Annotated in this window: 16 protein-coding genes; 14 read left to right on the top strand and 2 right to left on the bottom strand. The window is 70.6% G+C overall.

Annotated elements, in window-relative coordinates; all coding sequences use genetic code 11:
• The first annotated feature begins 63 nt into the window (after positions 1-63).
• The 13 genes from ACH47Z_RS35510 (at position 64) to ACH47Z_RS35450 (ending at position 22,848) form a co-directional block, all read left to right on the top strand.
• Positions 64-1,062: a carbohydrate ABC transporter permease gene (locus tag ACH47Z_RS35510; RefSeq protein ID WP_399081222.1), complete on the top strand. Its 999-nt coding sequence runs from the start codon at positions 64-66 to the stop codon at positions 1,060-1,062.
• Positions 1,059-1,889, top strand: a complete 831-nt coding sequence (locus tag ACH47Z_RS35505) for a carbohydrate ABC transporter permease (RefSeq protein WP_399081220.1) — start codon at positions 1,059-1,061, stop codon at positions 1,887-1,889. The genes ACH47Z_RS35510 and ACH47Z_RS35505 overlap by 4 nt, the downstream gene beginning before the upstream one ends.
• Positions 1,890-1,897: 8 nt before the next feature.
• Positions 1,898-3,388 carry a glycoside hydrolase family 3 protein gene (locus ACH47Z_RS35500; protein ID WP_399081218.1) on the top strand — a complete coding sequence of 497 codons (1,491 nt, stop codon included), beginning with the start codon at positions 1,898-1,900 and terminating at the stop codon, positions 3,386-3,388.
• Positions 3,389-3,508: 120 nt separating this feature from the next.
• The gene (locus tag ACH47Z_RS35495; RefSeq protein WP_399081216.1) at positions 3,509-4,543 is read left to right on the top strand and encodes a phytanoyl-CoA dioxygenase family protein; all 1,035 of its coding nucleotides are present in this window, start codon (positions 3,509-3,511) and stop codon (positions 4,541-4,543) included.
• Positions 4,540-5,853, top strand: coding sequence for a DUF6271 family protein (locus tag ACH47Z_RS35490; RefSeq protein ID WP_399081214.1), 1,314 nt, complete (start codon positions 4,540-4,542; stop codon positions 5,851-5,853). The genes ACH47Z_RS35495 and ACH47Z_RS35490 overlap by 4 nt, the downstream gene beginning before the upstream one ends.
• Complete coding sequence (locus tag ACH47Z_RS35485; RefSeq protein WP_399081212.1) at positions 5,850-7,034, top strand: type III PLP-dependent enzyme; 1,185 nt, start codon at positions 5,850-5,852, stop codon at positions 7,032-7,034. Before ACH47Z_RS35490 ends, ACH47Z_RS35485 begins: the two co-directional genes overlap by 4 nt.
• A gap of 1 nt (position 7,035) precedes the next feature.
• Positions 7,036-7,539 (top strand): GNAT family N-acetyltransferase, encoded by a 504-nt coding sequence (locus tag ACH47Z_RS35480; RefSeq protein WP_399081210.1) that lies wholly within the window; start codon positions 7,036-7,038, stop codon positions 7,537-7,539.
• Positions 7,539-8,741: an MFS transporter gene (locus ACH47Z_RS35475; protein WP_399081208.1), complete on the top strand. Its 1,203-nt coding sequence runs from the start codon at positions 7,539-7,541 to the stop codon at positions 8,739-8,741. The genes ACH47Z_RS35480 and ACH47Z_RS35475 overlap by 1 nt, the downstream gene beginning before the upstream one ends.
• A gap of 128 nt (positions 8,742-8,869) precedes the next feature.
• Positions 8,870-9,151 (top strand): polyprenyl synthetase, encoded by a 282-nt coding sequence (locus ACH47Z_RS35470; RefSeq protein WP_399081206.1) that lies wholly within the window; start codon positions 8,870-8,872, stop codon positions 9,149-9,151.
• Positions 9,144-10,196, top strand: a complete 1,053-nt coding sequence (locus ACH47Z_RS35465) for a polyprenyl synthetase family protein (protein ID WP_399081204.1) — start codon at positions 9,144-9,146, stop codon at positions 10,194-10,196. Before ACH47Z_RS35470 ends, ACH47Z_RS35465 begins: the two co-directional genes overlap by 8 nt.
• A 59-nt stretch (positions 10,197-10,255) precedes the next feature.
• The gene (locus ACH47Z_RS35460; RefSeq protein ID WP_399081202.1) at positions 10,256-11,419 is read left to right on the top strand and encodes an oxygenase MpaB family protein; all 1,164 of its coding nucleotides are present in this window, start codon (positions 10,256-10,258) and stop codon (positions 11,417-11,419) included.
• 229 nt (positions 11,420-11,648) lie between these two features.
• A complete protein-coding gene (locus ACH47Z_RS35455; RefSeq protein ID WP_399081298.1) occupies positions 11,649-22,184 on the top strand; it encodes a LamG-like jellyroll fold domain-containing protein in 10,536 nt (3,511 codons plus the stop codon).
• A gap of 40 nt (positions 22,185-22,224) precedes the next feature.
• Positions 22,225-22,848 carry an SMI1/KNR4 family protein gene (locus ACH47Z_RS35450; protein ID WP_399081200.1) on the top strand — a complete coding sequence of 208 codons (624 nt, stop codon included), beginning with the start codon at positions 22,225-22,227 and terminating at the stop codon, positions 22,846-22,848.
• Between the two features lie 185 nt (positions 22,849-23,033).
• Here ACH47Z_RS35450 and ACH47Z_RS35445 read toward each other — a convergent pair whose 3' ends face one another.
• On the bottom strand, positions 23,034-24,047 hold the full coding sequence (locus ACH47Z_RS35445) for a carbohydrate kinase (protein ID WP_399081198.1): 1,014 nt from the start codon (positions 24,045-24,047) through the stop codon (positions 23,034-23,036).
• The gene (locus tag ACH47Z_RS35440) at positions 24,040-25,098 is read right to left on the bottom strand and encodes a LacI family DNA-binding transcriptional regulator (protein WP_399081196.1); all 1,059 of its coding nucleotides are present in this window, start codon (positions 25,096-25,098) and stop codon (positions 24,040-24,042) included. The genes ACH47Z_RS35445 and ACH47Z_RS35440 overlap by 8 nt, the downstream gene beginning before the upstream one ends.
• A gap of 149 nt (positions 25,099-25,247) precedes the next feature.
• On the opposite strand from ACH47Z_RS35440, the gene ACH47Z_RS35435 reads away from it, so the two are divergent.
• Positions 25,248-26,375, top strand: coding sequence for a substrate-binding domain-containing protein (locus ACH47Z_RS35435; RefSeq protein WP_399081194.1), 1,128 nt, complete (start codon positions 25,248-25,250; stop codon positions 26,373-26,375).
• Positions 26,376-26,406 lie beyond the last annotated feature (31 nt).

Below are 26,406 nucleotides of genomic sequence, written 5' to 3'. Positions count from 1 at the left end.
CGGACCACGCCCCCGGCTCAGTCGTCCGTACGGCCGGTTCGGCCATGGAAGAGATGGCAACTCATGTCAGTGCAGACCCACGGCACGGACACGGCCGGGGAGCCCGCTGTCCGCAAGGCCCGGATACCCAGGCCGCCCAGGGGTGCGGACCGTGACTCCGGATCCCCGCCCCGCCGCGGTGCCGCCGCCCCCTATCTCCTGCTGCTGCCGGCGCTGCTGGCCACCCTGATCCTGCTCGGCTGGCCGCTGGTCAAGAACGGCATGCTGTCGTTCCAGAACCTCAACCCGCGGCAGCTCATCCAGCACCTCACCGAGTGGAACGGCGTCGACAACTACAAAGAGGTCCTGACGGGTTCGGACTTCTGGAAGGTCGTCGAACGCTCGGTCTTCTTCACCGCCGCCAACGTCGTCCTGATCATGCTCTTCGGCACCCTGATCGGGCTGCTGCTGGCCCGCCTCGGCAAGAAGATGCGGCTGACACTCCTGGTGGGCCTCGTCCTCGCCTGGGCCATGCCCGTCATCGCGGCCACCACCGTCTACCAGTGGCTGTTCGCCCAGCGTTACGGCGTCGTCAACTGGGTCCTGGACAAGCTCGGCTGGCACTCCATGGCCGACCACAACTGGCTGGGCACCCAGTTCTCCACCTTCTCCGTGATCACCCTGCTCATCGTCTGGATGTCGATCCCCTTCGTGGCGATCAACCTCTACGCCGCCACCACCACCATCCCCAAGGAGCTGTACGAGGCCGCGTCCCTCGACGGCGCCGGCGCCTGGCAGAGCTTCACCTCGGTGACCCTGCCCTTCCTCAGGCCGTTCCTGTACTCCACGACCTTCCTCGAGGTCATCTGGGTCTTCAAGGCGTTCCCGCAGGTCTTCGCCATGAACGAGGGCGGACCCGACCGCCTCACCGAGACCCTGCCGGTCTACGCCTACGTCGAGGGCGTCGGCAACCAGCACTTCGGGGTCGGCGCGGCGATCTCCTTCCTGACCATCCTGGTGCTGCTCGTCATGACCTCGTCCTACCTGCGCATGGTGCTCAAGCAAGAGGAGGACGAGCTGTGAAGCGCTCGCTCTTCGGCCGTATCTGGCCCAACGCGACCGCCGTCGTCCTCTTCGTCGGCTTCGTGTTCCCCGTCTACTGGATGTTCGCCACGGCCTTCAAGCCCACGGGCGACATCATCGCCGACACCCCGGTGTGGTTCCCGACGAACGTCACCCTCAGCCACTTCAAGAAGGCGGTCGACGCCGACCACTTCTGGACGCTGGTCGGCAACTCCGTCACCGTCACGCTCTGTTCGGTGCTGTGCTCGCTCCTCATCGCCCTGTTCGCCGCGTTCGCCCTGGCGCGGATGCGGTTCAAGGGGCGGCGCGGTCTCGTCGTCACGTTCATGCTGGCGCAGATGGCCCCCTGGGAGGTCATGATCATCGCCATCTACATGATCGTGCGTGACAACGACATGCTGGACAGTCTCGTCCCCCTCACCATCTTCTACACGATGATGGTGCTGCCCCTCACCATCCTGACGCTGCGTGGCTACATCGCCGCCGTGCCGAAGGAACTGGAGGAGTCGGCGATGGTCGACGGCTGCACCCGCATCCAGGCCTTCCGCAAGGTGATCTTCCCGCTGCTGGCGCCCGGTCTGATGGCCACCTCGCTGTTCGGGTTCATCACCGCCTGGAACGAGTTCCCGCTCGTGCTGATCCTCAACAAGGACATCGAGAAGCAGACCCTGCCGCTGTGGCTGTCGCAGTTCCAGACCGCCTTCGGTGACGACTGGGGCGCCACCATGGCCGCGTCCTCCCTGTTCGCGCTGCCCATCCTGATCCTCTTCATCTTCCTGCAACGCAAGGCTGTCAGCGGTCTCACCGACGGCGCCGTGAAGGGATGACCCCGCCGATGACCACACTCGCCACCGGCCCTGACACCCTCACCCGGGACGCCCTCGCGGTACTGCAGCCGGGGTTCGACGGCACCACCGCGCCCGACTGGCTGCGCCGCCGCCTCGGTGAGGGCCTCGCCTCCGTCGCCCTGTTCGGCCGCAACGTCGTCAGCGAGGAGCAGGTCACCGCGCTCACCGCGCAGTTGCGGGCCGAACGGGACGACCTGCTCGTCGCCATCGACGAGGAGAGCGGCGACGTCACCCGCCTGGACGTGCGCACCGGTTCCTCCTTCCCCGGCAACCACGCGCTCGGCGCCGTCGACGACCCCGGCCTCACCCGGGCCGTCTCCCGCGAGCTGGGCCGGCGCCTGGCCGCCTGCGGCGTCAACTTCGACTGGGCGCCGTCCGCCGACGTCAACGCCAACGCCGACAACCCCGTCATCGGCGTGCGCTCCTTCGGCGCGAGCACCGACCTGGTCGCCCGGCACACCGCCGCCTGGGTCGAGGGCCTGCAGTCCACCGGCGTCGCCGCCTGCACCAAGCACTTCCCCGGCCACGGCGACACCAACGTCGACTCCCACCACGCCGTCCCCCGCATCGACGTCGACGCCGACACCCTCCACGCCCGCGAACTGCCCCCGTTCCGCGCGGCGATCGCCGCCGGCACCCGGGCGATCATGAGCGCGCACATCCTCGTCCCGGCCCTCGACCCCGACCGCCCCGGCACCCTGTCCTCCCGCATCCTCACCGACCTGCTGCGCGGCGAACTCGGCTACCAGGGCCTGATCGTCACCGACGGCATGGAGATGCGCGCCATCTCCGGCACCTACGGCCTGGAACACGGTGTGGTCCTCGCCATCGCGGCCGGCGCCGACGCCATCTGCGTCGGCGGCGGACTGTGCGACGAGGGCACCGTCCTGGGGCTCCGCGACGCGCTCGTGGCCGCCGTACGCTCCGGCGAACTGCCCGAGGAGCGCCTCGCCGACGCGGCTGCCCGGGTACGCGACCTGGCCCGGTGGACGGCCGCATCCCGCAGCGCCGGGGCGGACACCGAGCCGAGCCCGGAGATCGGCCTGATCGCGGCCCGCCGCGCGCTGACCGTGACCCGCGTCGACAACGCCGTGGTACCGCTCAACTCGCCTGTGTACGTCGCCCAGTTCGAGCCGGAGCGCAACATCGCCGTCGGCGACCAGACCCCATGGGGCGTGGCCGCCGAGCTGGAACGGCTGCTGCCCGGCACCACCGCCGGCTCCTTCACCGGCGAGGGTGCCGGCCCGGACGTGCTGGCGGCGGCCGGCGGCCGGCGGATCGTCGCCGTGGTCCGCGACGAGCACCGCCACCCCTGGATGGGCTCCGCCCTCGACACCCTGCTCGCCGCCCGCCCCGACACCGTCGTCGTGGAGATGGGCCTGCCCCAGGCCGCCCCGCGCGGCGCCCTGCACATCGCCACCTACGGTGCCGCCCGGGTCTGCGGGGTGGCGGCGGCCGAGGCCGTCGCCGCCGGCTGACCGAAGCGGCCACCACCGGCCGCCCGCCTTTTCGCGGGCGGCCTGCTCGATCTTGCTCTTTTCCCGGATCTCAACCGCACGTGCTCGCACTTGTTCGTCCGTGTTTTCCAGAGGAATCGCATGCAGACGCCCCACCCCTTCCTCCACCGAGCCGCCTCCGACCGCCCCTACTTCAGCGCCGACGGCGAGACCTACCTCGCCCCGACCCCGCTCCGGGACCTGAAGAAGTCTCGCCCCCTCAGGGTGCTCTCGGAAGAGGACTTCACCTTCTGGCAGACGTACGGCTATGTCGTCGTCCGCGAGGCCATCACCCCCGGCGAGGCAAAACAACTCCTGGACTTCGCCTGGCAGTTCCAGGGCCTCGACCCCGACGACCCCGAAACCTGGTACAGGGAACCGGAGTTCCGCTCCGAACTCGACCGGCACCTGTTCATCTACGGCTTCGTCGAGGCCTACCACCACCAGCTGATCTGGGACAGCCGCCAGACACAGCGCGTCTACGACGCCTTCGTGGACGTCTGGGACTGCGCGGAGCTGTGGGTCACCCTGGACCGGCTCAACCTCAACCCGCCCAACACACACACCCGTTCACGCTCCCTGATCGAGCCCACCGACGAGGGCTTCGACATCGAACTGCACTGGGACGTCGACACCACCCTCGCCGTCCTCCCGCAGCGCGTGCAGGGCATCATCGCCCTCAACGACACCCGGCCCGACCTCGGCGGCTTCCAGTGCGCCCCGGAACTCTTCCGCCGCTTCGAGGAGTGGCGCGTGGGCCGGCCGACCGGCCGCGACCCGGTCCGTCCCGGCACCGACCGCACCGAGTTCCCGGTGATCCGCCCCGACCTCCAGGCCGGTGACCTGCTCATCTTCAACGGGCTGCTGGCGCACGGCGTCGCACCGAACCTCTCTGACAACGCTGTCCGAGCCGTCCAGTACCTGTCGATGATGCCCGCCCTGGAGGAGCACAGCACCCTGCGCGACTCCCGTGTGGAGTCCTGGCGCACCCTGGCGACCCCCGACTGGAACGCCACCCTCCTCGGCGACGCCCGCGCACCCGAGGCCCACCGCTACGGCCCCGCCACACTCGACCCGCTCGGCAGAAAGCTCCTCGGACTGGACTCCTGGACCGCCGCCGGGGGAGCGGCCCGGTGAACCGCATCTGCCTCTGCCTGCCCACCAACCGCGCCTGCGCCGCCACCCTCACCGCCATCCACGCCGAAGCCGCCTACGCGGCCGAACACTTCGGCGCCGACGTCCAGCTCCTCGTCCTCGACTCCTCGGACGCCCACACCCGCGCCGAGCACGCCCGGGTCATGGCAGGCCTCCGCCGGGTGGCCGGGGTCACCGTGCACCACCTGGACGAATCCGAGCAGCGCACCTTCCTCCGCCGGACGATCGAGTACGCGCGCCTCTCGGACCCCGACCGGCTGCTCCACCTCATGCTCCCGCCCGCCGTCTCCTACGGGGCCTGCACCAACCGCGCCTTCCTGCTCGCCGCCGCCCTCGGCTGCGCCTCCCTGCACCGCCGCGACTCCGACAGCGCCTACCAACTCCACGCCGGGCAACCGGTGTTCCCCGTTCACCATGAGCTGCCACACCTCGGCCGGCCGGCTCTCGAGGCCACCGCCACGGTCACCCGTACCGACCTCGCCCCGGAGCTGCTGCACCGCCCGGTGTCCCTCGCAGGCGCCTCCTTCATCGGTGAACTCTCCGTCGACATAGGGGAGATACGGCGACTGGACGAGGGCGTCCACCACGACGTGGTGAGCCTCTGGGCGCCGGGTGACTGGCCCGAGGACCGCAAACGGGACCTGGTGGAGGAGTCCTTCACCGGCGCGGGCACGGCACCCTTCACCGCCGACCGGGCGACCCTCACCGTGGTCGACCCGATGCGCGTCGACATGTGCAACGTCGCCTTCGACCGCGCGGTCTACGAACGGATCCCGCTGCCGCCCGCCACCGACACCATCGGCAGCGACTACTTCCTCCTCCACCTGGTCCACGGCGCGGGCCTGCCCGGCATCCTGCACAACCGCCACATCGAGAACTTCCACACCCCCGAACGCCGTACCGACACCGGCTTCCCGGCCTACCAGCGGCGGTTCGTGAAGTTCCTGCTGTCGATGCTCTACTTCCACCACGTCTACGACCGCATGGCTGCCGAAGGCGCCGGGCTGCTGGACGAGCGGCATCAGGTGCGGGCCGAGGCCGTCACCGCATTCCTGCGGGAGAGCACCGCCCTGGACCGCGCCGAGAACATCTGGCGCTTGGACCGCGTCGACACCGCGTACCGCAAACTCGGCGGCCGCTACGCCACGTTCGCCGACCAACTCGCCGTGGACCGTGGCCGGTTACTGAACAAGGCCCAGTCGGACATCGAGGACTGCGCGCACCTGGTCGAGGCCTGGCCGGCGTTGGTCGGTGCCGCCGCCGCACTCGGGCTCGGGGACGGCCGACCGTGAGGATCGGTTCTGCCCTGGCCACCGCACTGAGCTCCGCCCCGAGTGACCGCGTCGTCTACGACCTCACCGGCATCGAGCACCAATACGACACCCTCCTCACCGAGCTGCCCGGCATCCAAGTCCGCTTCGCCCTCAAGGCCTGCCCGGTCGACGAGGTCCTCCGCTGTCTCGCGGAGCGCGGCGCGGGGTTCGACGCCGCCGGCCCCGCCGAGATCGAGCAGGCGCTCCGTACCGGCGTGGACGCCGACCACATCCACTACGGCAACACGGTCAAGTCCGACCAGGACATCGCCGAGGCCCACCGGCTCGGCATCCGCACCTTCGCCACCGACAGCGTCGAGGACGTCACCGCGATTGCCCGACACGCTTCAGGTTCCCGGGTGTTCTGCCGTCTCGCCACCAGCGGGGAGGGCGCCCTGTGGGGCCTGAGCCGCAAGTTCGGCTGTACCCCCGAGGACGCCGTCCGCGTCCTGGTCACGGCTCGCGCGGCCGGACTCACCCCGGCCGGGCTGTCCGTGCACGTCGGTTCCCAGCAGATGACCTGCGAGGCCTGGCAGCAGGCCCTCGACACCCTCGCCGAGACCCTGACGGCGCTGGCCGTGCGGGGGATCGTGCTCGACCACGTCAACCTCGGCGGCGGCCTGCCCGCGCTCGGCTACCAGGACCGCCACGGCACCCCGCTCGACCCGCCCCTGGACAAGATCTTCACCGTGCTGCGCGAGGGCATGGACCGCCTGCGCGACCTCAGCTCCTCGCCCCTGGCCTTCGTGCTGGAACCAGGCCGCCACCTGGTCGCCGACCACGGCGCCGTCCGCGCACACGTCTCCCGCCTGACCCGCCGCCGCGGCCCGGACGGCGCCGACTCCCACTGGCTCTACCTGAGCTGCGGAAAGTTCAACGGGCTGTATGAAATGGACCAGTTGACGCACAGGATGGTCTTCCCCGGCCACCTCGACGCGCCGGAGCACGTCTCCGCGATCGTCGCCGGACCCACCTGTGACAGCGACGACGCCTACGGCGACGGCCGGCACCCGGTGCGCGTCCCCGCGTCCGTCACCTCCGGCGACCCGGTGTGGATCCTCTCCGCCGGCGCCTACGCCACCAGCTACATGACCCAGGGATTCAACGGCATCCGCCCGCTGCCCTGCGTCTGCGTACGCGGCCAGGAAGGACACCACTGACATGACAGACCGCATACGGGCCGTCGCCGAGGCCGACTGGCCCGAGATCGCGGCCCTGGAGGTGGGGGCGTACGCGGACACCTCGCTCACGGAGGGAGAGGCCGCGCTGCGCTCCCGGGCCTCGGCGGGCACCTGCTTCGTCCTGGACCGCGACGGCCGGATCGCGGGCTACGCACTGGCCCTGCCGTACCCCAGGTTCCGCTACCCCGACCTGACCCGCCCCGAGGAAGCGATCCACTGCTCCTCCAACCTCCACCTGCACGACCTCGTCATCACCACACCCCTGCGCCGCAGAGGACTTGGCACCCGACTGGTCCGCCACCTCACGGACGAGGCCCGCACCCGGGGCTTCACGACGATGTCGCTGGTCGCGATCGCCGGCAAGGAGCCCTTCTGGCGCGCCAACGGCTACCACCCCCACCCCGAGGCACGCCTGCCGGCCGGTTACGGCAGCGGCGCGGTGTACATGTCGGCGCGGCTGGCCGCGCTGCGGGAGGCGGTCTGATGCCCGGCCCCTCGTTCGGGCGCGCCAAGTGGTCGATCGCCGCGCTCTTCTGCTTCCTCGGCCTCCAGTACGGCACCTGGGTCTCCCGCCTCCCCGCGCTGAAGACCCGGCTGGACCTGGGAGCCGGGGAGGTCGGCCTGCTGCTGATGGCCTGCGGGGCCGGCGCGGCGGCCTCCTTCCCGCTGGTCGCCGTCCTGATGCGGCGCCTCGGCTCCCGCCGGCTGTCCCTGGCCTCGGCCGTGGGCCTGGTGGCCGTACTGGCCGCCCTGTCCGTCGTACCGAACTACCCCCTGGCACTCCTGACCGTCTGCGCGGACGGGGTCGCGGTCGGCTGCCTCAACGTCGCCATGAACGCCCAGGGCGCGGCGTTGGAGAAGGCGTACGACCGTACGGCCATGTCCCAGCTGCACGCCACCTTCAGCGCCGGCCTGCTCGCCGCAGCCCTGCTAACGTCCGGTGTGACGACGCTGACGGCTTCCGTCCCGACTCATTTCGCCCTCGCCGGAGCCCTGTTGCTGCTCCTGCTCGCCGCGTCCCGCCGGGCCCTGCTGCCCGAAACGGAACCGGAGAGGACCAACGAACCGAAGCCGAACCGCAGTTGGACCCTCCCGTCCTGGACGACCCTGTTGATGGGGTGCGCGATGGCCTTCGGCACGATCACCGAGGGCGCGATGAACGACTGGTCGACGCTCTACCTGAAGGACGTCGTCAAGGCGTCCGCGACCGTCGCGCCCCTGGGTATCGCGGTCGTCTCGGTGATGATGCTGCTGGCCCGGGTGTGCGCCGACCGCTGGCGCACCCGCTGGGGCGACGGCCGGGTGGTCCGCGTCGGCAGCGCGGTGGCCGCCGCCGGCCTGGCCCTGGCCCTGCTCACCGGCGGCGTCCTTCCCACCCTCCTGGGCTTCGCCTGCGTCGGCCTCGGCGCGGCCGCCGTCACCCCGTGCGTCTACGTCGCGGCCGCGGGCCACGGCTCGGACGCCCTGGCCCTGGTCGCCGCGATGGGCACCACGGGCCTGCTGGCCGGCCCCGCCCTGATCGGCTTCGTCGCGAGCGCGGCGAACCTGACCCTGGGCATGGCCACGGTGGCCGCCTCGGCCCTGGTCGTCACCCTGACGGCACTCTGGATCCCCTGGCGCGCCCGGGAATCCGCCGACGAGGAGAGGGGCGACCGACCGTCGGTTCCGGCGGGCGAGCACGCGTAGGCAGAGCAGGTCCGGTTCCCACGAAGGGGTGGTTTGGGGCTGGGTGGACGGGTCCAACCGCTTTCGATCGAGTGTCCTGGGAACCGAGCGGTGTGAGCCTGCGAACGCCGACGATACGGGGGGATCGGATGACCCACACTCCGGGCAACGGCCAGCGGCTGGACGAGCAGGCCGTGCTGCTCGTGGCGGGGCTGGCAGACCTGGCGGTGAGCGCCGTCAGCTCGGCCGCCGGAACCGTGCAGCACCTGCTGCGTCGGTCCGACGGGCCCGAGCTGGCACGGGATGCCCAGCAGGACCTGATGGCACGCGGCCGTATCGCACTGGATCGCCTCGCGGCGCCGCCGGCCCATCTGGAAGTGCTGGCCCAAAGCGCTGTTGCCGGGCGGGCGGCGCCTGGTGGCGATGTCTGAGCGCTGGGACCCGGTCAGGTTCAAGGGCCGTGTCGACACCTTGTTGGCTGACTTCCTGTCCCGGGAGGCCGAAGAACTTCTCGCGATCGATGCCCGGTTGAGGCCGGTGGCCGAGCAGTTGCGGGCGGCGGCCGGGCACGGCAAACGGTTACGGGCGGCCTTTTGCTACTGGGGTTGGCGCGCGGCCGGCCAGCCCGACAACGAAGCGATGGTCCGTGCGGCTGCCTCGATGGAACTGGTCCATGCCGCGGCGGTCGTTCACGACGATCTCATCGACGACAGCCCGTTGCGTCACCACCTGCCCACCGCGCACATCGCCCTGCGGGCCGCCGTCACCGGGCACCCACGGGCGTGCGCTGCCGCCCGGTCGCTGGCCATGCTGGTCGGGGACCATCTGATGGCGCTGGCGGGTCAACTGTTCGCCACCAGCGGTCTCCCCGCCTCCTACCTCGCCAGGGCCCGGCCCATGTGGGGAGAACTCGCCCGGGAGCTGATCGCGGGCGAATGTCTGGAGATCCTCAGCACCGGCACCCGCCCGGACCCCGGCGTGTCATTGAAGGTCGTCCGTTACAAGACCGCCAAGTACACCGTCGAGCAGCCCCTGCTCATCGGCGGCCTGCTCGCGGGCGCCGCCCCCGAGCTGCGTGCCGGCCTTTCCGCGTACGGACTGCCGCTGGGGGAGGCGTTCCAGCTACGCGACGATCTGCTCGGCCTGTTCGGCGAAACCGACCGTACGGGCAAAGCCGGCCTGGACGACATTCGCGGCCACCGGCCCACCACCTTGCTCGCCCAGGCGTGGCAGGCCGCGCTCCCCGATCAGCGTGAGCGACTCGCCGTGTTGCTGGGACGCCCTGACCTCGGCGAGGCGCATCTGCGGGAGGTGCGCGAGCTGATACGCGCGCTCAAGGCGCCGGAACAGGTGGAGGACATGATCGCCTCCCGGATGCGGGAAGCCGTCGGCTGCCTGGGCGGGCTCGACATGCCTGGGCAGGCGCGGCGGGCCCTGACCGAGCTGGCCCACCTGGCCACCGACCGTCACCACTGACCGACTGCGCGGAAGGCCCACCCGCCATGCGGTGCGGCCTGCCGAGAAGGACTGCTGACATGACCTACACCGAGGCCTCGATGGATGCCCTGCGCCGGTCCGGGGACGAACTCGCGGACGCTGTCGTAGCCACCCTGTTCGAACGCGGGGAGGTCGGTAAGTTCAACACCCTGATGCGCCACGTCTCCACCGCGGGCTCACCCCTGCCCGAGGGACTGCCCGACATCGCCCGCGAGTACCTCCAGGCCACCAGCGTGTCGCCGGACTGGGTCGACTGGGGGGAGATGGAGAAGGCGCGGCTGTTCTTCATCGACAACAACGTCCACATCTCGACCGCGCTGTCCTTCGCCTCCATGCCCGCCTGCTACGTCGTCCCGCACGTCGCGAAGCTGCTGTCAGCGACCCACGGGCTGAACTACCCGTCCAGGCGGATGGCGGAGACCGGGCAGTTCACCGTCTACCTGATGCGGCCCGACGCCTTCGAGGCCGGCAGCCGCTTCATTCCGGCCGCGCAGAAGGTACGCCTGCTGCACGCCTCGATCCGTCACCACCTCAGGCGCGAGAACCGCTGGGACACCGAGACGCTCGGGACGCCGATCTGCCAGGAGGACATGATCGGCGGCCAGATGTTCTTCTCCCTGCTCGTCCTCGACAGCCTGCACCGCCTGAACATCCACATGTCCACCGAGGGTGCCGAAGCCTACTTCTACGCATGGCGCGTGGTCGGAGCGATGCTCGGCGTGGACCAGGAGGCCGTCCCCCGCGACCTGGAGCAGGCCCGGCAGTTCCTCGACCGGTACATGCTCCGCCACATGGGCCCCTCCGAAGAAGGCGCGTACCTGACCCGGCAGTTGATCGACCTCTACGAGGAAGTCGTCCCCGGCACCTTCTTCGACCCCGTCGTCTCCGCCCTCATCCGCTACCTGATCGGCGACACCTGCGCCGACTGGCTCCAGGTGCCCCGTACCGCCTGGGACAACGTCACCAGGATCGTGCCGACCTTGCTCGGCGTCCTGGAAACGATCGAGGACCGCTCCCCGCTCGGCGCGTGGGCCCTGGACCGTCTCGGCCACCTCACCACGATCTTCGAGCTGTCCTCCCTCACCCGCGGCCGCGTCATGCACTACGCCATTCCCGAACAGCTGAAGAAGGACTTCGGCGTCAGCGGCACCGTGCCGCGCACCCGGCGCTGGACTCCGCCCGCACCGACTGTGGCTGGTTGAGGTCATCGTGTGTCCGAGTCATGCAGCCGTCCGCCCCGCTCGTGATCAAGTTGCATGAATTTGGCGAGAATTGATCCGTGATCTGTAACACGTTGACGCCAAAAAGGCATGTGCATGTCTTGTGTGTGTCTCGTGAGATCACTTAGTAGTTGCCCTCATCTTGTCTTCAAGCAGGTGGGGGAAAACCTTGCGCCCGGCACGTCCGCTCGCTGTCACCGTTGCCCTGGTGATGGCCGTTCTGACCGGAACCCAGCAGGCCGCGCTGGCCGTGGACCGCTGGTCGGGCGCTTCCGCCCAGGGCGTCCCCGGTCAGCACTGGGGTTCGGCGGCCGGCCGCCGGCACATCGCTTCCGCCGCGGCCACCGAAGCGTCCGTGCGGGGCGGTCACACCGGACCCCGTACCGGGCGCGGCGAGCTGCCCGTCGAGGGGCAGACGGGGACGACCCGGCTGAACCCGGGCGGGCCCAAGCTGCCGGAGCCCGGGCCGGTGCGGCGGACCACGGCCCCCGGGACGGCCATCCCCAAGGGCTTCGACCCCAAGCGCAGCAAGGAGCTCACGGCTCAGCGCCAGGAACGCCGGCGCATCTTCCGGAACGCGGACGGCACCTACACCACCCGCTTCTACGACCAGCAGGTCAACTTCCGTGCCAAGGACGGAAGCTGGAAGTCCGTCGACACGACTCTGGTCCGCCAGGCTCCGCAGGGCGGCCCGGGCTGGCAGACCCGGGCCACCCGGTCACCGCTGGACTTCGCCGGCACGGCCGACGCCGCCGACGTCGTACGGATGCAGATCGGCGACGGCCTCTCGGTCGGCTACGGCGTCGCGGGCGCCGCCCCGTCCGCCGCCCGGGCCGACGGCAGCACCGTCACGTACCCGGACGTACGCCCGCACGCGGACCTGCAGTTCCTGGCCGGCAACGACTCCGTCAAGGAGACCCTCGTCCTCAAGGACGCGCACGCGCCCACCGAGTGGCACTTCCCGCTCGACCTGCGCGGACTCACGGCCCGCGGCGACGGCCACGGCGGCATCGAGTTCACCGACGCGGACGGCGGGCAGCGCGCCTGGACCCCCGCCGGATGGATGCAGGACTCCCACGTCACCGACAACTCCCACGAGGGCGCCGTCTCGTCCGGGGTCACCTACAGCCTGGGCCGGGAGAACGGCCACCAGGTCCTCGTCGTCAAGCTGGACAAGGACTGGCTGCACTCTTCCGACCGGGTCTTCCCGGTGCGCGTCGACCCGTCCGTGAAGTCCTTCGCCTCGACCTCGGGGACGTACGTCGAGTACCCGTACGACCAGAACTTCGCCTCGGACACGGTGGTCAAGGCCGGCACCTACGACGGCGGCAGCCACAAGGCCGCCGCCTTCCTGCACTTCTCCGGCGTGGAGACCACGCTGAAGAACGCCTGGATCCTGGGCGCCGACCTCGCCCTCTACAACACCTGGTCGCAGTCCTGCTCCGCCCGTCCGGTGACCGTGTCGCCGATCACCTCGAACTGGTCGGAGTCCACCACCACGAAGTGGCCGGGCCCGGCCACCGGTTCCTCGCTCGCGTCGAAGAGCTTCGCGCACGGCTGGCGTCCGGAGGGCACGACGACCTGGTCCTGCGGCCCCGCCTGGGAGAGCATCAAGCTCGGCTCGGCCGGCCGCAATCTGGTCGACGACTGGACCCACGGCCGCAAGAAGAACTACGGCCTCGCGGTGAAGGCGTCCACGACGGACTCCAACGGCTGGAAGCAGTTCGGCTCCGACGACTACCCGAACGGCGTCCCCAGCCTGGACATCACCTGGACCAAGTACGGCGCCACCTACAGCCTCGGCGACTTCACCGCGCCGGTCACCGCCACCTCTCAGGGCGTGGAGAAGGTGACCGTCAGGAACCAGGGGCAGGAGACCTGGCCCAAGGGCGGCACCTACAAGCTGCGCTACAACCTGTTCGACTCCTCGGGCAAGGAGATCACCGACAGCTCGAAGATCGCCTGGACGGACATGCCGCAGGATGTCGCGCCCGGTGACAGCGTGACCCTGGACGCGAAGATCGCGCCGCTCGATCCGGCCACGTACACCGTGCAGTGGACGATGGACGACTACGGCACCAGCCGCTTCACCTCCGCCGGTGTTCCCGGCCCGGCAGTCAAGATCACGGCGGTCAACATCCCGCCCCAGCTGACCGCCGAGTCACCCGGCAGCGGCGTCACGGCCGACTCGCTCACCCCGACCCTCTGGGCCGAGGGCTCGGACGCCGACGACTACCCCAAGTCGACGCTGCAGTACACCTTCGAGGTCTGCGAGGTCGAGGGCAACAACGTCCGCAAGAACTGCAAGAAGGGCACCGACAGCTCCGAGCAGCAGTGGGCGGTGCCCTCCGGCTGGCTGTCGTGGGGCAGGACGTACGCCTGGTACGCGTACGCGAGCGACGGTGACGCCTCCTCGGCCCGGCCCGGCCCCGCGCTGCTGACCACGCAGGTGCCGCAGCCGACCGTCACCAGCCACCTCGGCGGCGCCGACGACGGCAAGGAGATCGGCACCCACGCGGGCAACTACGTCACCGCGGCCACTGACGCGGCCCTCGCCACCGTGGGCCCGGAGCTGTCCGTCACCCGCACCTACAACTCCCTGGACCCGCGCCGCGACGGAGCCTTCGGCACCGGCTGGTCGACGTCCTGGGACATGAAGGTGCGCGAGGAACCGGACACCTCGTCGGCGCTGGTGACCCTGGCGGACGGATCGCAGGTGCGGTTCGGCAAGAACAGCGACGGGACGTACGCCGGCCCGCCCGGCGGTTCCCTCACGCTGACCCATGGCACGGACGGCACCTGGGTCCTGCGGGAACGTTCCGGTACGACGTACCACTTCCTGTCCGGCGGCGCACTGGACCGGATCGCGGACGTGGCGGGCCGCACGCAGACCGTCACGCACGCGACCACGACCGGCGGCCCGGTCCAGAAGGTGACCGACAACCTCTCCGGCCGCTCGCTGACCTTCACCTGGACCGGCGGCCACGTCACCTCCGTCACGACCAGCCAGGTCGGCGCGAACACCCCCGGACTGACCTGGACCTACACCTACACCGGCGACCGCCTGGCCACGGTCTGCCCGCCGGCGTCGGCCACCAAGTGCACGGTCTACGGCTATGGCGACGGCACCGTGTACCGCAGCGGCGTCCTCGACGCGGCCCCCACCTCGTACTGGCGGCTGGGCGAGAGCGACGGCTCCGCGGCGACCAGCGAGGCGGCCTCGGCCACCGGTCTGAACGAGGCCGTCTACCGGGACGTGCAGCTCGGCACCGACTCCGCGCTCGGCGGGACCACGGACACCTCCGTCGGCTTCGACGGCACGGACTCGGTCATCGAACTGCCCGCGGACACTCTGAAGGCCACCGCCTACCCGGCGATCGAGCTGTGGTTCAAGACGAGCACGCCGTCCGGTGTCCTCGTCGGCTTCCAGAACGCCGAGATCGGCGACAAGCCGAGCTCCTGGCGACCGGTGCTGAACATCGACGGCGCGGGCAAACTGCGCGGTGAGTTCTACCTCTCCGGTGCCACCGGCGCGACCCCCATCGTGTCCTCGCAGACCGTCACCGACGGCCAGTGGCACCACGCGGTGCTCTCCGGCGGGGCCACGGCGCAGACCCTGTACCTGGACGGAGCCAAGGTCGGTTCGCTGACCGGAGCCATCACCGAGCAGTCCCGTGACCACGCCTACCTCGGCGGCGGCTACGGCAGCTCCGGCTGGATGGGGCTCTCCTCCGGCACGTACCACTTCAAGGGCGAGATGGACGAGGTGGCCGTCTACGACCACCCGCTCGACGCGGCCACCGTCGCCGAGCACTACGCCGCGCACACCGCCATCGGGCAGCTGACCAAGGTCACCCTGCCCTCCGGCCGGGTGCACGCCACCGCGGCCTACGACCCGGTCAGCGGGCGGCTCACACAGTCCACCGACGAGAACGGCGGCACCTGGAAGGTGTCGGCACCCTCCTACTCGATGGCCTCGTCGTCCTACGCGGACACGATCGAGCGCAGCGGGCCGACCGGTTACTGGCGGCTGGGCGAGCACAGCGGTGCCGTGGCGGCCAGTCCCCTGGGAGACGCGCTGGCCGGTGAGTACCTCGACGGCGTCCGGCTCGGCAGCGCCGGCATCTTCGCGGACGGCGACGACACCTCGGCGAGCTTCACGGGCGACGGCGCCGTGGAGGTGCCGGCGGAGGGGATGGGCACCGGCACCTCGATGTCCGTCGAGTTGTGGTTCAAGACCACCCGGCCCGGTGTCCTGGCGACCCATCAGGACACGGAGTTCGGTGACACCCCGAGCAGCTGGCGCCCCATCCTGCTGATCGACGCCGACGGCAAGGTGCGCGGCAGGTTCACCCCCGGCGCGACCAGCATCATCTCCGGCAGGACGGTCACCGACGGCACCTGGCACCATGTGCTGCTGACCGGCAACGAGGGGATCCAGGCGCTCTTCCTCGACGGCGACTACCAGGGCTCCACGGCCAGCGGTGTCGACACCGTCCGGCATCCGCACGTGTTCATCGGCGGCGGCTACGCCTCCCCCGGCTGGGACGGCCAGACCGCCGGCTACCGCAACTTCACCGGGCAGATCGACGAGGTCGCCTTCTACGACAAGGCGCTGGTGCCCTTCATGAAGGTCACCAACTCCGACGGCACCACGTCCTGGAAGTACCTGCAGAACAAACTGCCCGGCTACGCCGACACGCCCACCCTGCACGTCCAGGCCCGCACCGCCCTGGTGCAGGGAACGGGCGACCAGTACCGGGCGGTGGCCGTCGCCGACGCGCCCGCCGCCTACTGGCGGCTCGGCGAAGGGGACGGCACCGGTCTGCACAGCGAGGTCGGCGGCACGGGCATGACCGCCACCTTCGACGTCGACGCGAGCACCACCCACGCCTCCAGGCTCGGCGCCACCGGCGTCTTCGGCCCCGGCGACAACTCGGCGGCGCTGCTCGGCAACGGCGGACACGTCCAGATACCCGGCTCGGTGGTCCAGGGCACCACCAGCCTCTCGGCCGAGATGTGGTTCAAGACCACCACCGCCCCGGGCGTCCTGATGAGCTTCCAGAACGCGCCCCTCGGCCAGACCCCGACCTCCTGGCGCCCGGTGCTGAACATCGACGGCGACGGCAGGCTCCGCGGCGAGTTCTACCTGTCCGGCGCCTCCGGGGCGACCCCCATCGTGTCCTCGCAGACGGTGACGGACGGCCAGTGGCACCACGTCGTGCTCTCCGGCGCCGCCACCACCCAGACCCTGTACCTGGACGGCGTCAAGGTCGGCTCCCTGAGCGGCACGATCGACGAGCAGTCACGCCCGTACGCCTACATCGGCGGCGGCTACGCCAGCACCGGCTGGACGGGGCTGACCGCGGACACCTACTACTTCCAGGGCACCGTCGACGAGGCCGCCCTCTACCGGGAGGCCCTCACCGCCGACCAGGTCTCCGCGCACTACCGTGCCCAGGCCGAGGCCGCCGCCTCCGGCCTGACCGACACGGTCACGGTCACGGACCCGCAGCAGCACACCAGCACCACCAGCTACGACGCCCTGCACGGCCAGCGCGAGGTCGCCCACACGGACGAGACCGGCGCGACCACGACGTACGCCTACGACATCGCGGGCAACCTGCACACCGTCACCGACCCCGACGGCCACTCCACCGTCACCGGCCACGACGCCCGCGGCAACATCGTGTCCACCACGACCTGCCGTGACGCGGACTCCTGCTGGACGAGCTTCCGCAGCTACTACCTCAACACCGCCGACCCGCTCGACCCGCGCAACGACAAGCAGCTCAGCTACAGCGACGCGCGCTCGACCGACTACCAGGACAGCCGCTACCGCACCACGTACACCTACAGCACCCTGGGCCTGCCGACCTCCGCCGTCCGCCCCGACCAGAGCACCGCCTCCACCACCTACACCACCGGCTCCGAGGCCGCCGCCGACAGCGGCACGGTCCCGGCCGGCCTGGTGCTGCAGCGCACCACCCCCGGCGGCGGGACGACGTCGTACCGCTACTACGCAGGCGGTGACGTGGCCCAGGTGACCTCCCCGTCCGGGCTGGTCACGAAGTACACGTACGACGGGCTGGGCCGGAGGACCTCCGAGACGCAGGTCTCCGGCAGCTTCCCGAACGGCGTGACCACCACCTATGCGTACGACGCCGCCTCGCACGTCGTCACCGAGACCGGCGCCGCCGTGAAGAACGAGATCACCGGCACCACCCACACCGCCCAGATCACCCGATCGTACGACGACGACGGCAACCTCCTGTCGGATACGGAGAAGGACACCACCGGCGGCGACACGGCCCGCACCACCACGTACCACTACGACGCGTACGGCCTCAACGACAGCACCACCGACGCCGAACAGAACACGACCCTCTTCGAGCACGACCAACTGGGCCGCGTCGACGGCATGACGGACCCGGCGGGCACGCACTTCACATACACCTACACACCCCGGGGTGAGCACGCGACCACCGTGCTGAACGGCTGGACCGGTGACCCGTCGGGCACCGTCCACGACCTGACCGTCGTCTCCCACGCCTACGACCCCGCCGGCCGTCTCGCCTCCACCACGGACGCGATGGGCGCCACGACGGCGTACACGTACTACGACGACGGCCTGCCGGCCACGACCACCGCCGAGCAGGTCACCCAGGCCGACGGCAGCAAGCACGACATCGCCCTGGAGAGCGACACCTACGACCCGGCGGGCAACCTCACCCAGCAGGTCACCGGCGGCGGAAAGACCACCCGTACCTTCACGGTGGACGCCCTCGGCCGCACCCAGCGCACCGTCCTCGACCCCAGCGGCCTCGACCGCGTCAGCACCTTCGCCTACGACGGCGACGACCGCGTCACGCAGGAGACCGACTCCATCACCGGTGACACGCAGCTCGCCGTCTCCTCCCAGTACGACACCGCCGGCGACCTGACCAGGCAGTCCGTCACCGACGGCACCACCACCCACGTCACCACTCACACCTACGACGACCGCGGCCTGCCGCTGACCACCGTCGCCCCGCGCGGCAACGAGACCGGTGCCGACGCCTCCGCCTTCACCACCACCTACCGCTACGACGAGCTGGGCCGCCTGGTGGCCCGGACCGCCCCCGCGGTCCAGGCCGAGGAGAACGGCAACGCGCCCACCACGGTGCACCCCACCACCCTCACCGGCTACAACACCTTCGGCGACGCCACCGAGACCAAGGACCCGCGGGACCAGGTGATCCGGCTGGAGGTCGACCGCCTCGGCCGTACGACCGCGACGACCCTGCCCGACTACACCCCGCCGGGCGCCACCAGCGCCCTGACGGCGACGACCCGCACCACCTACGACGCGCTGGGCCTGCCCGCCTCGGTCACCGACCCGCTGGGCCGGGTCACCCAGTACGCCTACGACCAGTTCGGCCGGCTCAGCAGCAGGACCGACCCGGTCGCCGACCCCGCGACCGCGCTGACGGCCCAGTCCACCTCCACCTCCGGCCTGGTCCAGGGTCCGGCCACCGACACCAGCGGTGCCGGAGTCAGCCACTACTCCTGGACCCCGACCGGAACGCAGCTCTCGGCCACCGACCCGACCGGCGCCCGCACCGAGGCCACGTACGACGAACTCGGCCGGCAGCTCACGGCGACGACGGTCGAGCGCTACCCCGCGACGCAGAACCTGACCAGCCGCTACACCTGGGACGACGCGGGCGACCAGAGCGCCTCGACCAGCCCCGGCGGGGTCACCACGACCGCCGGCCACGACCCGGCGGGCGAGCTCACGTCCGTGACCGACCCGGCCGGCACCACCCGCTACGGCTACGACGGCCTGGGCCGCCGCACCGATGTCACGGACGCCACGAACCGCAGGACGACGACCACGTACGACGCCCTCGGCGACATCACGGCCACGACGGACTACGGCACGGGCAGCACGGCCCAGCGCACGGCCGCGGCCGAGTTCGACGCCGACGGCAACCGCACGGCGGTGATCGACCCGCAGACCAAGGCCCGCACCACGTACACGTACGACGCCCTGGGCCGGCCGACCAAGCAGGTGGAGCCCGTCTCGGACACCAAGTCGATCACCACGACGTTCGGCTACGACGCGGCGGGCAACCGCACCCGCCTGACCGACGGCCGCGGCAACACCACCGTCTACACCTTCACCAGCTGGGGCCTGCCCGAGTCGACCGTCGAACCGGCCACCGACAGCACCCCCGCCGCCGCGGACCGCACCTGGACGACCGTGTACGACAAGGCGGGCCAGACCGTCACCGAACTGCTGCCCGGCGGGGTCCGCCGCGACCGCACCTACGACGGCCTCGGCCGGCTCACCCACGAGACCGGCACCGGCGCGGAGGCGGCGACCACCGACCGCAAGCTGGGCTACGACCTGGCGGGCCGCCTGACCTCGGTCACCGCGGCGGACGGCTCCGGCCAGAACACGTACGCCTACAACGACCGCGGCGAACTCCTGACCGCGTCCGGCCCCGCGGGCAACGCGAGTTACACCTATGACGCCGACGGCGACATGACCGAGCGCAAGACCACGGCGGGCACCACCGACTACGGCTACGACAGCGCCGGCCGCCTCGACCGGGCCGCGGACTCGATCACCGGCACCCAGGTCCGCTACGACTTCGACGCGGCCGGACGCCCGAGCACGGAGCAGTACGCCACCCAGCCGGACGGCTCGGGCCAGTACACGGTCACGGCCAAGCGCGGTTACGGCTACGACGACCTGGGGCGCCTCGCCTCCGACACCGTCACCAGCCCCGACGGCACCACCACCGTCGCCTCCACCACGTACGGCTACGACCTGGACGACAACCTGACGTCCAGGACGACGACGGGCACGGCGGGCGCCAGCGGCAACACCTATGCCTACGACAACGCGGGCCGCCTCACGTCCTGGACGAGGAACGGCACCACGACCGCGTACGCGTGGGACGACGCCGGCAACCGCACCAAGGCGGGCGCGACCACGTCCACCTATGACGCCCGCAACCGCCAACTCACCGAAGGAGCCACGAAGTTCACCTACACCCCCCGTTCCACCCTGGCCTCGGTGGACGACGGCAGCGGCACCGTCCGCACCCTGGCCTTCGACGCCTTCGAGCGCAAGACCACCGACGGCGGTACGGCCTACACCTATGACTCGCTCGACCGCGTCCAGACGCGCGGGGCGACGTCCTTCACCTACGACGGAGGCTCGGACAACCTCGCCGGCGACGGCTCCACGCAGTACGACCGCACCCCGGAGGGCGCCCTGCTCTCCTTCGCCACCGGCACCACCAAGCAGTGGGCCGTCACGGACCGGCACACCGACCTGGTCGCCGGCCTCAGCGCCAACGGCACCCAGGTGACCGGCTCGACGTCGTACGACCCGTTCGGCACCAGGACGGCCACCGGCGGCACCACTCCCGCCGTCGGCTACCAGTCCGGCTGGACCGACCCGGCCTCCGGGGACGTCGACATGGCCGCCCGCTGGTACCAGCCGGGCACGGGCACCTTCGCCTCCCGCGACACCTGGCAGCTGGACCCGACACCGTCCGCACAGGCCAACCGCTACCTGTACGGCGACGGAAACCCGCTGAACCGGACCGATCCCACGGGTCACGCGAGCATGTGGGACATCTTCGATCCGGCGGAGGCCATCGCCGAGGAGGTCTTCATGGAGGTCTACATGGCCGGCAGCAACTCCATCGTCGACGACTGCCCCGGCACGTCGTGCGACTTCAGCCAGCAGGGACCCTCGGCCCACGACCTCTTCTGCGACGACCACTCCTGGACCGTGCAGTGCGGCGGCAACGGAGTGAGCTGGTACGCCGCAGGCAACAGCGGCTCACACTCGGGTGGCGGCTACCGCGGCGGTGGAGGCTCCTACGGAGGCGGCTACGGGGGCGGCGGCCGGTGCAACGTCTCCTGCATCACCCGTCCGACCGTCCCGCCGAAGCCGCCCATCGACCAGAACCCCAACAACGGACCGCACCCCGTCCCCGCACCCACCCGTCCCAAGCCCGCGCCGGACTGGACGCCCGCGATCTGGACGGCGGGATCGGGGGTCACCACCACCGTCACGGCCCAGGCCATGGTGGACCTGGCGGGTCTGGCGACCTACCTGCCGATCAGCGCGCTGCAGAAGCTGATCATGCCCCAGGACACGCCCGGCGGTAAGAACAAGGGGCGCGACCGCCAGGACAGGAAGTGCGACGACGGCCCCGGCGTCAGCCCCACCGGACACGCCGTGTACCTGCCGCGAGAGCGCTACTTCGACACCTTCGAGGACCGGTGGGAGTGCCGGGCGACGGGTGTCTACGGTCTGCTCGACAAGAGCGACCTGAACCCGGGACGCAAGGCACCCGGCACCAACACGAACAGCTCCACCCAGCCTCCGGGGATGGCGGAGATCGAGTCGCAGGGCCATGTGGCCGCCAACGGCCACCTGATCCCCGCCGCGGCGACGGGCTCCGGGATCGACCTGCGGAACCTGGTCGCAGAGTACGAGAAGACCAACAGCCCGTACCTCAACTACGGCGTCGAGAAGGAGATCAGGAACGGCATGAGGTCGGGCAAGCACGTGCAGGTCTCCGTGATCCCGCACTACGGCAACCCCGGGAGCGGCATCCCCACCACCATCGAGTACAACTACGGGACGCTGGAGGATGACAAGATGAAGCATTGCGTGATCACCCAGTCGCCCACGGGCGGGACCACTCGGGGCAGCGCGGACTGCCCGAGGAGGTGACCGGGTGAGCGGAGGTGACGGAATGAGCGGAGGTGACGGAATGAGCGGAGGTGACGGAGTGAGCGAGAACCATCTCCGGCGCGTGCTGGAGATGCTCGGCGAGCCGACGTGGCGCCACCGCGACCCCGAGGCATGGCTGGGGCTCGAGAGCGAGCTGGGGGTGAGCCTCCCGGCCGACTACAAGGAGATCGTCGACGCCTACGCTCCCGTCCAGCTCAACGGCCACCTCTCGCTGCACCACCCGGCGACCGAACGCTGGAACCTGGGCGAGTGGATCCGCAGCACGTCCGAGGCGTGGTCGGAGATCGAGTTCGAAGAGGGGGAGCCCGAGGGCGACCCCCGTGCCTCACTCGGCGTCCGCGAGCTGGTCTTCGGCACTCCGGACGGTCTGATCCCGATCGCCGGCACCGACCGAGGCGAGACGGTCTTCTACGCGCCTCGGGGAGCCCGCGGAAGAGCGTCGCTCTTCGTCGAGAACGGCGAGGGCGAGTTCTTCGAGTACTCCATGGGGTTCGCCGAGTGGATGTGGCGCTGGCTCGTCGGCGAGGAGGTGACGGGACCGGGCGGCAGTGCCTTCTACCCCGGACCCGTGGCCCTGCGGAACCTGCCGATGACCCCGCAAGAGCGCCCGGAGACCCGGTACGGCCCGCCGCGCGGCATGTGACGCCGACTGATCGTCAGTGTTCGGTGGCGGCCCGGAATTCCCGGGTCAGGGAAGCCATCTGCTGGACGTCGAGGCCGCTGGTCACGTTGCTCACGAGTCCGCCGACGGTCCCGGAGTCGGCCCGCTGTCGATCATGTTCTGGCCTCGCGCGCCTTGTTCCCAGGTCACGGTGAACGCGGGCGAGGTCAGCGTGCGAAGGCCAGATCCGTCGCCGTCAGGGGCGCTTGGGCAGGCAGGTGGAGGCGGGGCAGGGCGGTGGGCGGGTCGGCGCCCAGGCGCTCGCAGGTCAGCGCGGAGACGAGGATCGCGTCGTCCACGGCGGTCGCCAGCACGTCCGGGTCGGCCGTGGCCAGTGCCTGCGGGGTGTCCAGGCCGTGGCGGAGAAGGGCGCCGAGCAGCCCGGCCGTGAACGCGTCGCCCGCGCCGACGGTGTCCACCACCGAGACCTTCCGCCCGGGACGGCTCAGGCTTCCCGCACTGGCGTGGAAGGCGTGGGCGCCGTCGGGACCGTCGGTGATGACGACGAGGAGCGCGCCGAGGTCCAGCCAGCGGGCGGCGATCTGCTCGATGGGGGTGCCGGGGTAGAGCCACTCGACGTCCTCGCGGCTGGCCTTGACCAGGTGGGCGGTGCCGACGCTGCGTTCGACGGCCCGCCTGCCGCGCTCCGGGTCGCCCAGGAGGGCGGGGCGGACGTTGGGGTCGTAGCTGATCAGCGCCGTGCCCTCGGCGCGCAGGCGCTGGGCGACGGAGTGGATGTGCCCGTCGGCCGGCGACGTCCAGGAGGCGACCGAGCCGAAGTGCAGCACGGCGGTGTCCCGCGGGACGAGGGCTGTCTCCGTCTCGGTCCACTGCCAGTCGGCGGTGCCGTCCAGGTAGAAGTCGTAACTCGCCCTTCCCTCCGCGTCCATGGAGACCACGGCGAGCGTGGTGGGCTCGGCGGCTGCCGGTGCGTACGCCAGGTCGACGCCCTCGGCGGCGGCGTGCGTGCGCAGCATCCGGCCGAAGGTGTTGTCGGCCAGCCGAGCCATGAGCGCGGTGCGGTGTCCGAGCCGGGCCAGGCCGACGGCGACGTTGAACGGGCTGCCGCCGGGCTGGGCACGGTAGTCGCCGGGCGCGTCGAGCTGGACCAGGTCGATGAGTGCTTCGCCGATCACGGTCACGGCCGGGAGCGGTGCGGCGGCTTGTACGGCTTCAGTCATGGCTGGGTCCTTCGGCTGTGATCTCGCCGGAGCCCCGCTCGATCAGCCGGGTCGGCACGCTGACGGTGCGGGTGGGCGACTCGTCGCCGTCCAGCCTGTGGAAGAGCATTTCGGCAGCTGTCCTGCCCACCTGCTCGACGTCCTGGGCGATGACGGAGATGCCCGGGCTGAGCAGGTCGGCCAGGGGGAAGTCGTCGAAGCCCACCTGGGCGACGGTCTCTTGCAGACCCATGGCGCGCAGCGCGCGGACGGCGCCTATGGTCACGAAGTTCTGGCTGGTGAACAGCGCCGTCGGCGGATCGGGCAGCGACAGCACCTGCTCGGTCGCGGCGATGGCCGCCTCCTCACTGGACCCGACGTGGCGCACGATCTCCTCGTCGTATGCGATGTGCGCGACTTCCAGGGCGTGCCGGTAGCCGTCGAAGCGCTGGGCGGCGGTGGGGATGGAGGCGCGGTCGCCGAGGTAGGCGATGCGGCGGTGGCCGGCCTTCAGCAGGTGGTTGACGGCGGTGACGGCGCCCTGCCGGTTCTCGGAGACGACGGCGTCCGCGTCCAGCAGGCCGGCCTCGCGGTCGACGAAGACCATGCGGGTGCCGGTGTGCTGCTCGTTGATGAGATAGCTCTGGTCGCGTCCCGCGGGGACGATCACCAGCCCGTCGACCCGGCGGTCGACGAGTGCCTGAGCCAACTCCCGTTCGCGCGCCGGGTCTTCGTCGAGGCTGCCGACCAGCACCAGCACTCCGCGTTCCCGTGCCACGTTCTCCACGGTGCGGGTCAGGACGGCGGAGAAGGGGTTGGCCGCGTCCTCGACGAGCATGCCGATGGTGGCGGTGCGGCCGTCGCCGCGGCGCAGGCTGCTGGCCGTGAGGTTGGGACGGTAACCCAGTTTGTCGGCGGCCTCGCGGACCCTGGCGACGATCGCCGGATCGACGGTGGGGACGCCGTTGAACACGCGCGAGACGGTCTTGATGGCCACTCCGGCCAGCGCCGCGACCTCACGCATGGTGGGGCGGCTACGGGTGGACCGGGGCGCGGCCTCGCCCTGAGTCATCGTTGTCTCCAACCGGTTGTGCGTTACCTACTCGTTGCCCGCGCATGTCTATCAGCGTCTTGACGGGCTCGTCCATAGAGGCCCAGTATCTCGCCCAGTCAACGTTGTCTCAGCGTCGGCCAAGGGACGGCTCCGAAAGGGATCAAGCGATGAACATCTCCTCCAGCCAGGTGTCGAGCCGCCGGAGTCGGCGTACCGGAGTGGCCGCGATCGGCGTCAGCATCTGCCTCGGCGCCACGCTCGCGGCCTGCGGTTCTTCGAACGGAAGCTCCTCTTCGTCCGCGTCGGGGGGCGGCGGCAAGGTGGGTGTCTCGCTGATCCTGAAGACGCTCAGCAACCCCTACTTCGTGAGCATGGAGAAGGACGCCAAGACCCAGGCGGCCAAGGACAACGTGAGTCTCACGGTGGCGGCGGGCAACACCGACGGCGACACCCAGACCCAGATCACCGCCATCGACAACGCCATATCGCGCGGCGACAAGGGCATCCTGATCACCACCAACGGCGACGCCGTGAACGCCGCCCTGAACCGGGCCAAGCAGGCCGGCCTGTTCGTGATCGCCCTGGACACCGCGCCCAACCCGGCCGGCGTCGCGAACATCACCTACGCCACCGACAACGAGCAGGCGGGCAAGCTCGACGGCCAGTACGCCGCGGCCGCCCTGAACGGCAAGCCGGCGGTCATCGCCATGCTCGACCTGTTCAACAACCAGGTCGTCTCCGTGGACATCAACCGCGACCACGGCTTCCTGGAGGGCATGGGCATCGACCCGGGCAGCAAGACCGAGAACGGCAAGGAAGCCAAGTCCGGCAAGTACACCGGCGGCAAGGGCGGCAGCTACACGATCGCCTGCCACCAGCCCACCCAGGGTGCCATCGACGGCGGCCGCACCGCGATGGAGAACTGTCTGTCGGCCAACCCGAACATCAACGTCGTCTACGCGATCAACGAGCCCGCGGGCGAAGGCGCGTACAACGCGCTGAAGGCGGCCGGCAAGGAGAAGAACGTCGCGATCTACGCGATCGACGGCAGCTGCGCGGGCCTGAAGAACGTCACCAGCGGCGAGTTCGCGGCCGACGCGGTGCAGTACCCGGGCAAGATGGCGGCCCTCGGCGTCGACTCGATCGCCAAGCTGGCCCGCGGCGGCAGCAAGCCCAGCGTGACCGGCGGCAAGTCCTTCTACGACACCGGCACCGCTCTCGCCGCCGCAAAGCCCCTCGGCGGCCTGACCGTCCAGTCCCCGTCGCAGGCCGCCTCCGCCTGCTGGGGCAACTGACACCCCGAGCAGGAGCGACCGCCCCTCGACC

It is taken from the genome of Streptomyces sp. NPDC020192 (assembly GCF_044388685.1).
In the GTDB taxonomy this organism is placed as follows: domain Bacteria; phylum Actinomycetota; class Actinomycetes; order Streptomycetales; family Streptomycetaceae; genus Streptomyces.
Note: the sequence above shows the minus strand (reverse complement) of the source record. Positions and strands in the feature narration are given on the sequence as shown.

Coding starts and splice junctions, on each gene's coding strand:
- ACH47Z_RS35510 (WP_399081222.1), top strand. CDS start 64: ATGTCAGTGCAGACCCACGGCACGGACACGGCCGGGGAGCCCGCTGTC.
- ACH47Z_RS35500 (WP_399081218.1), top strand. CDS start 1,898: ATGACCACACTCGCCACCGGCCCTGACACCCTCACCCGGGACGCCCTC.
- ACH47Z_RS35495 (WP_399081216.1), top strand. CDS start 3,509: ATGCAGACGCCCCACCCCTTCCTCCACCGAGCCGCCTCCGACCGCCCC.
- ACH47Z_RS35480 (WP_399081210.1), top strand. CDS start 7,036: ATGACAGACCGCATACGGGCCGTCGCCGAGGCCGACTGGCCCGAGATC.
- ACH47Z_RS35475 (WP_399081208.1), top strand. CDS start 7,539: ATGCCCGGCCCCTCGTTCGGGCGCGCCAAGTGGTCGATCGCCGCGCTC.
- ACH47Z_RS35470 (WP_399081206.1), top strand. CDS start 8,870: ATGACCCACACTCCGGGCAACGGCCAGCGGCTGGACGAGCAGGCCGTG.
- ACH47Z_RS35465 (WP_399081204.1), top strand. CDS start 9,144: ATGTCTGAGCGCTGGGACCCGGTCAGGTTCAAGGGCCGTGTCGACACC.
- ACH47Z_RS35460 (WP_399081202.1), top strand. CDS start 10,256: ATGACCTACACCGAGGCCTCGATGGATGCCCTGCGCCGGTCCGGGGAC.
- ACH47Z_RS35455 (WP_399081298.1), top strand. CDS start 11,649: ATGGCCGTTCTGACCGGAACCCAGCAGGCCGCGCTGGCCGTGGACCGC.
- ACH47Z_RS35450 (WP_399081200.1), top strand. CDS start 22,225: ATGAGCGGAGGTGACGGAGTGAGCGAGAACCATCTCCGGCGCGTGCTG.
- ACH47Z_RS35445 (WP_399081198.1), bottom strand. CDS start 24,047: ATGACTGAAGCCGTACAAGCCGCCGCACCGCTCCCGGCCGTGACCGTG.
- ACH47Z_RS35440 (WP_399081196.1), bottom strand. CDS start 25,098: ATGACTCAGGGCGAGGCCGCGCCCCGGTCCACCCGTAGCCGCCCCACC.
- ACH47Z_RS35435 (WP_399081194.1), top strand. CDS start 25,248: ATGAACATCTCCTCCAGCCAGGTGTCGAGCCGCCGGAGTCGGCGTACC.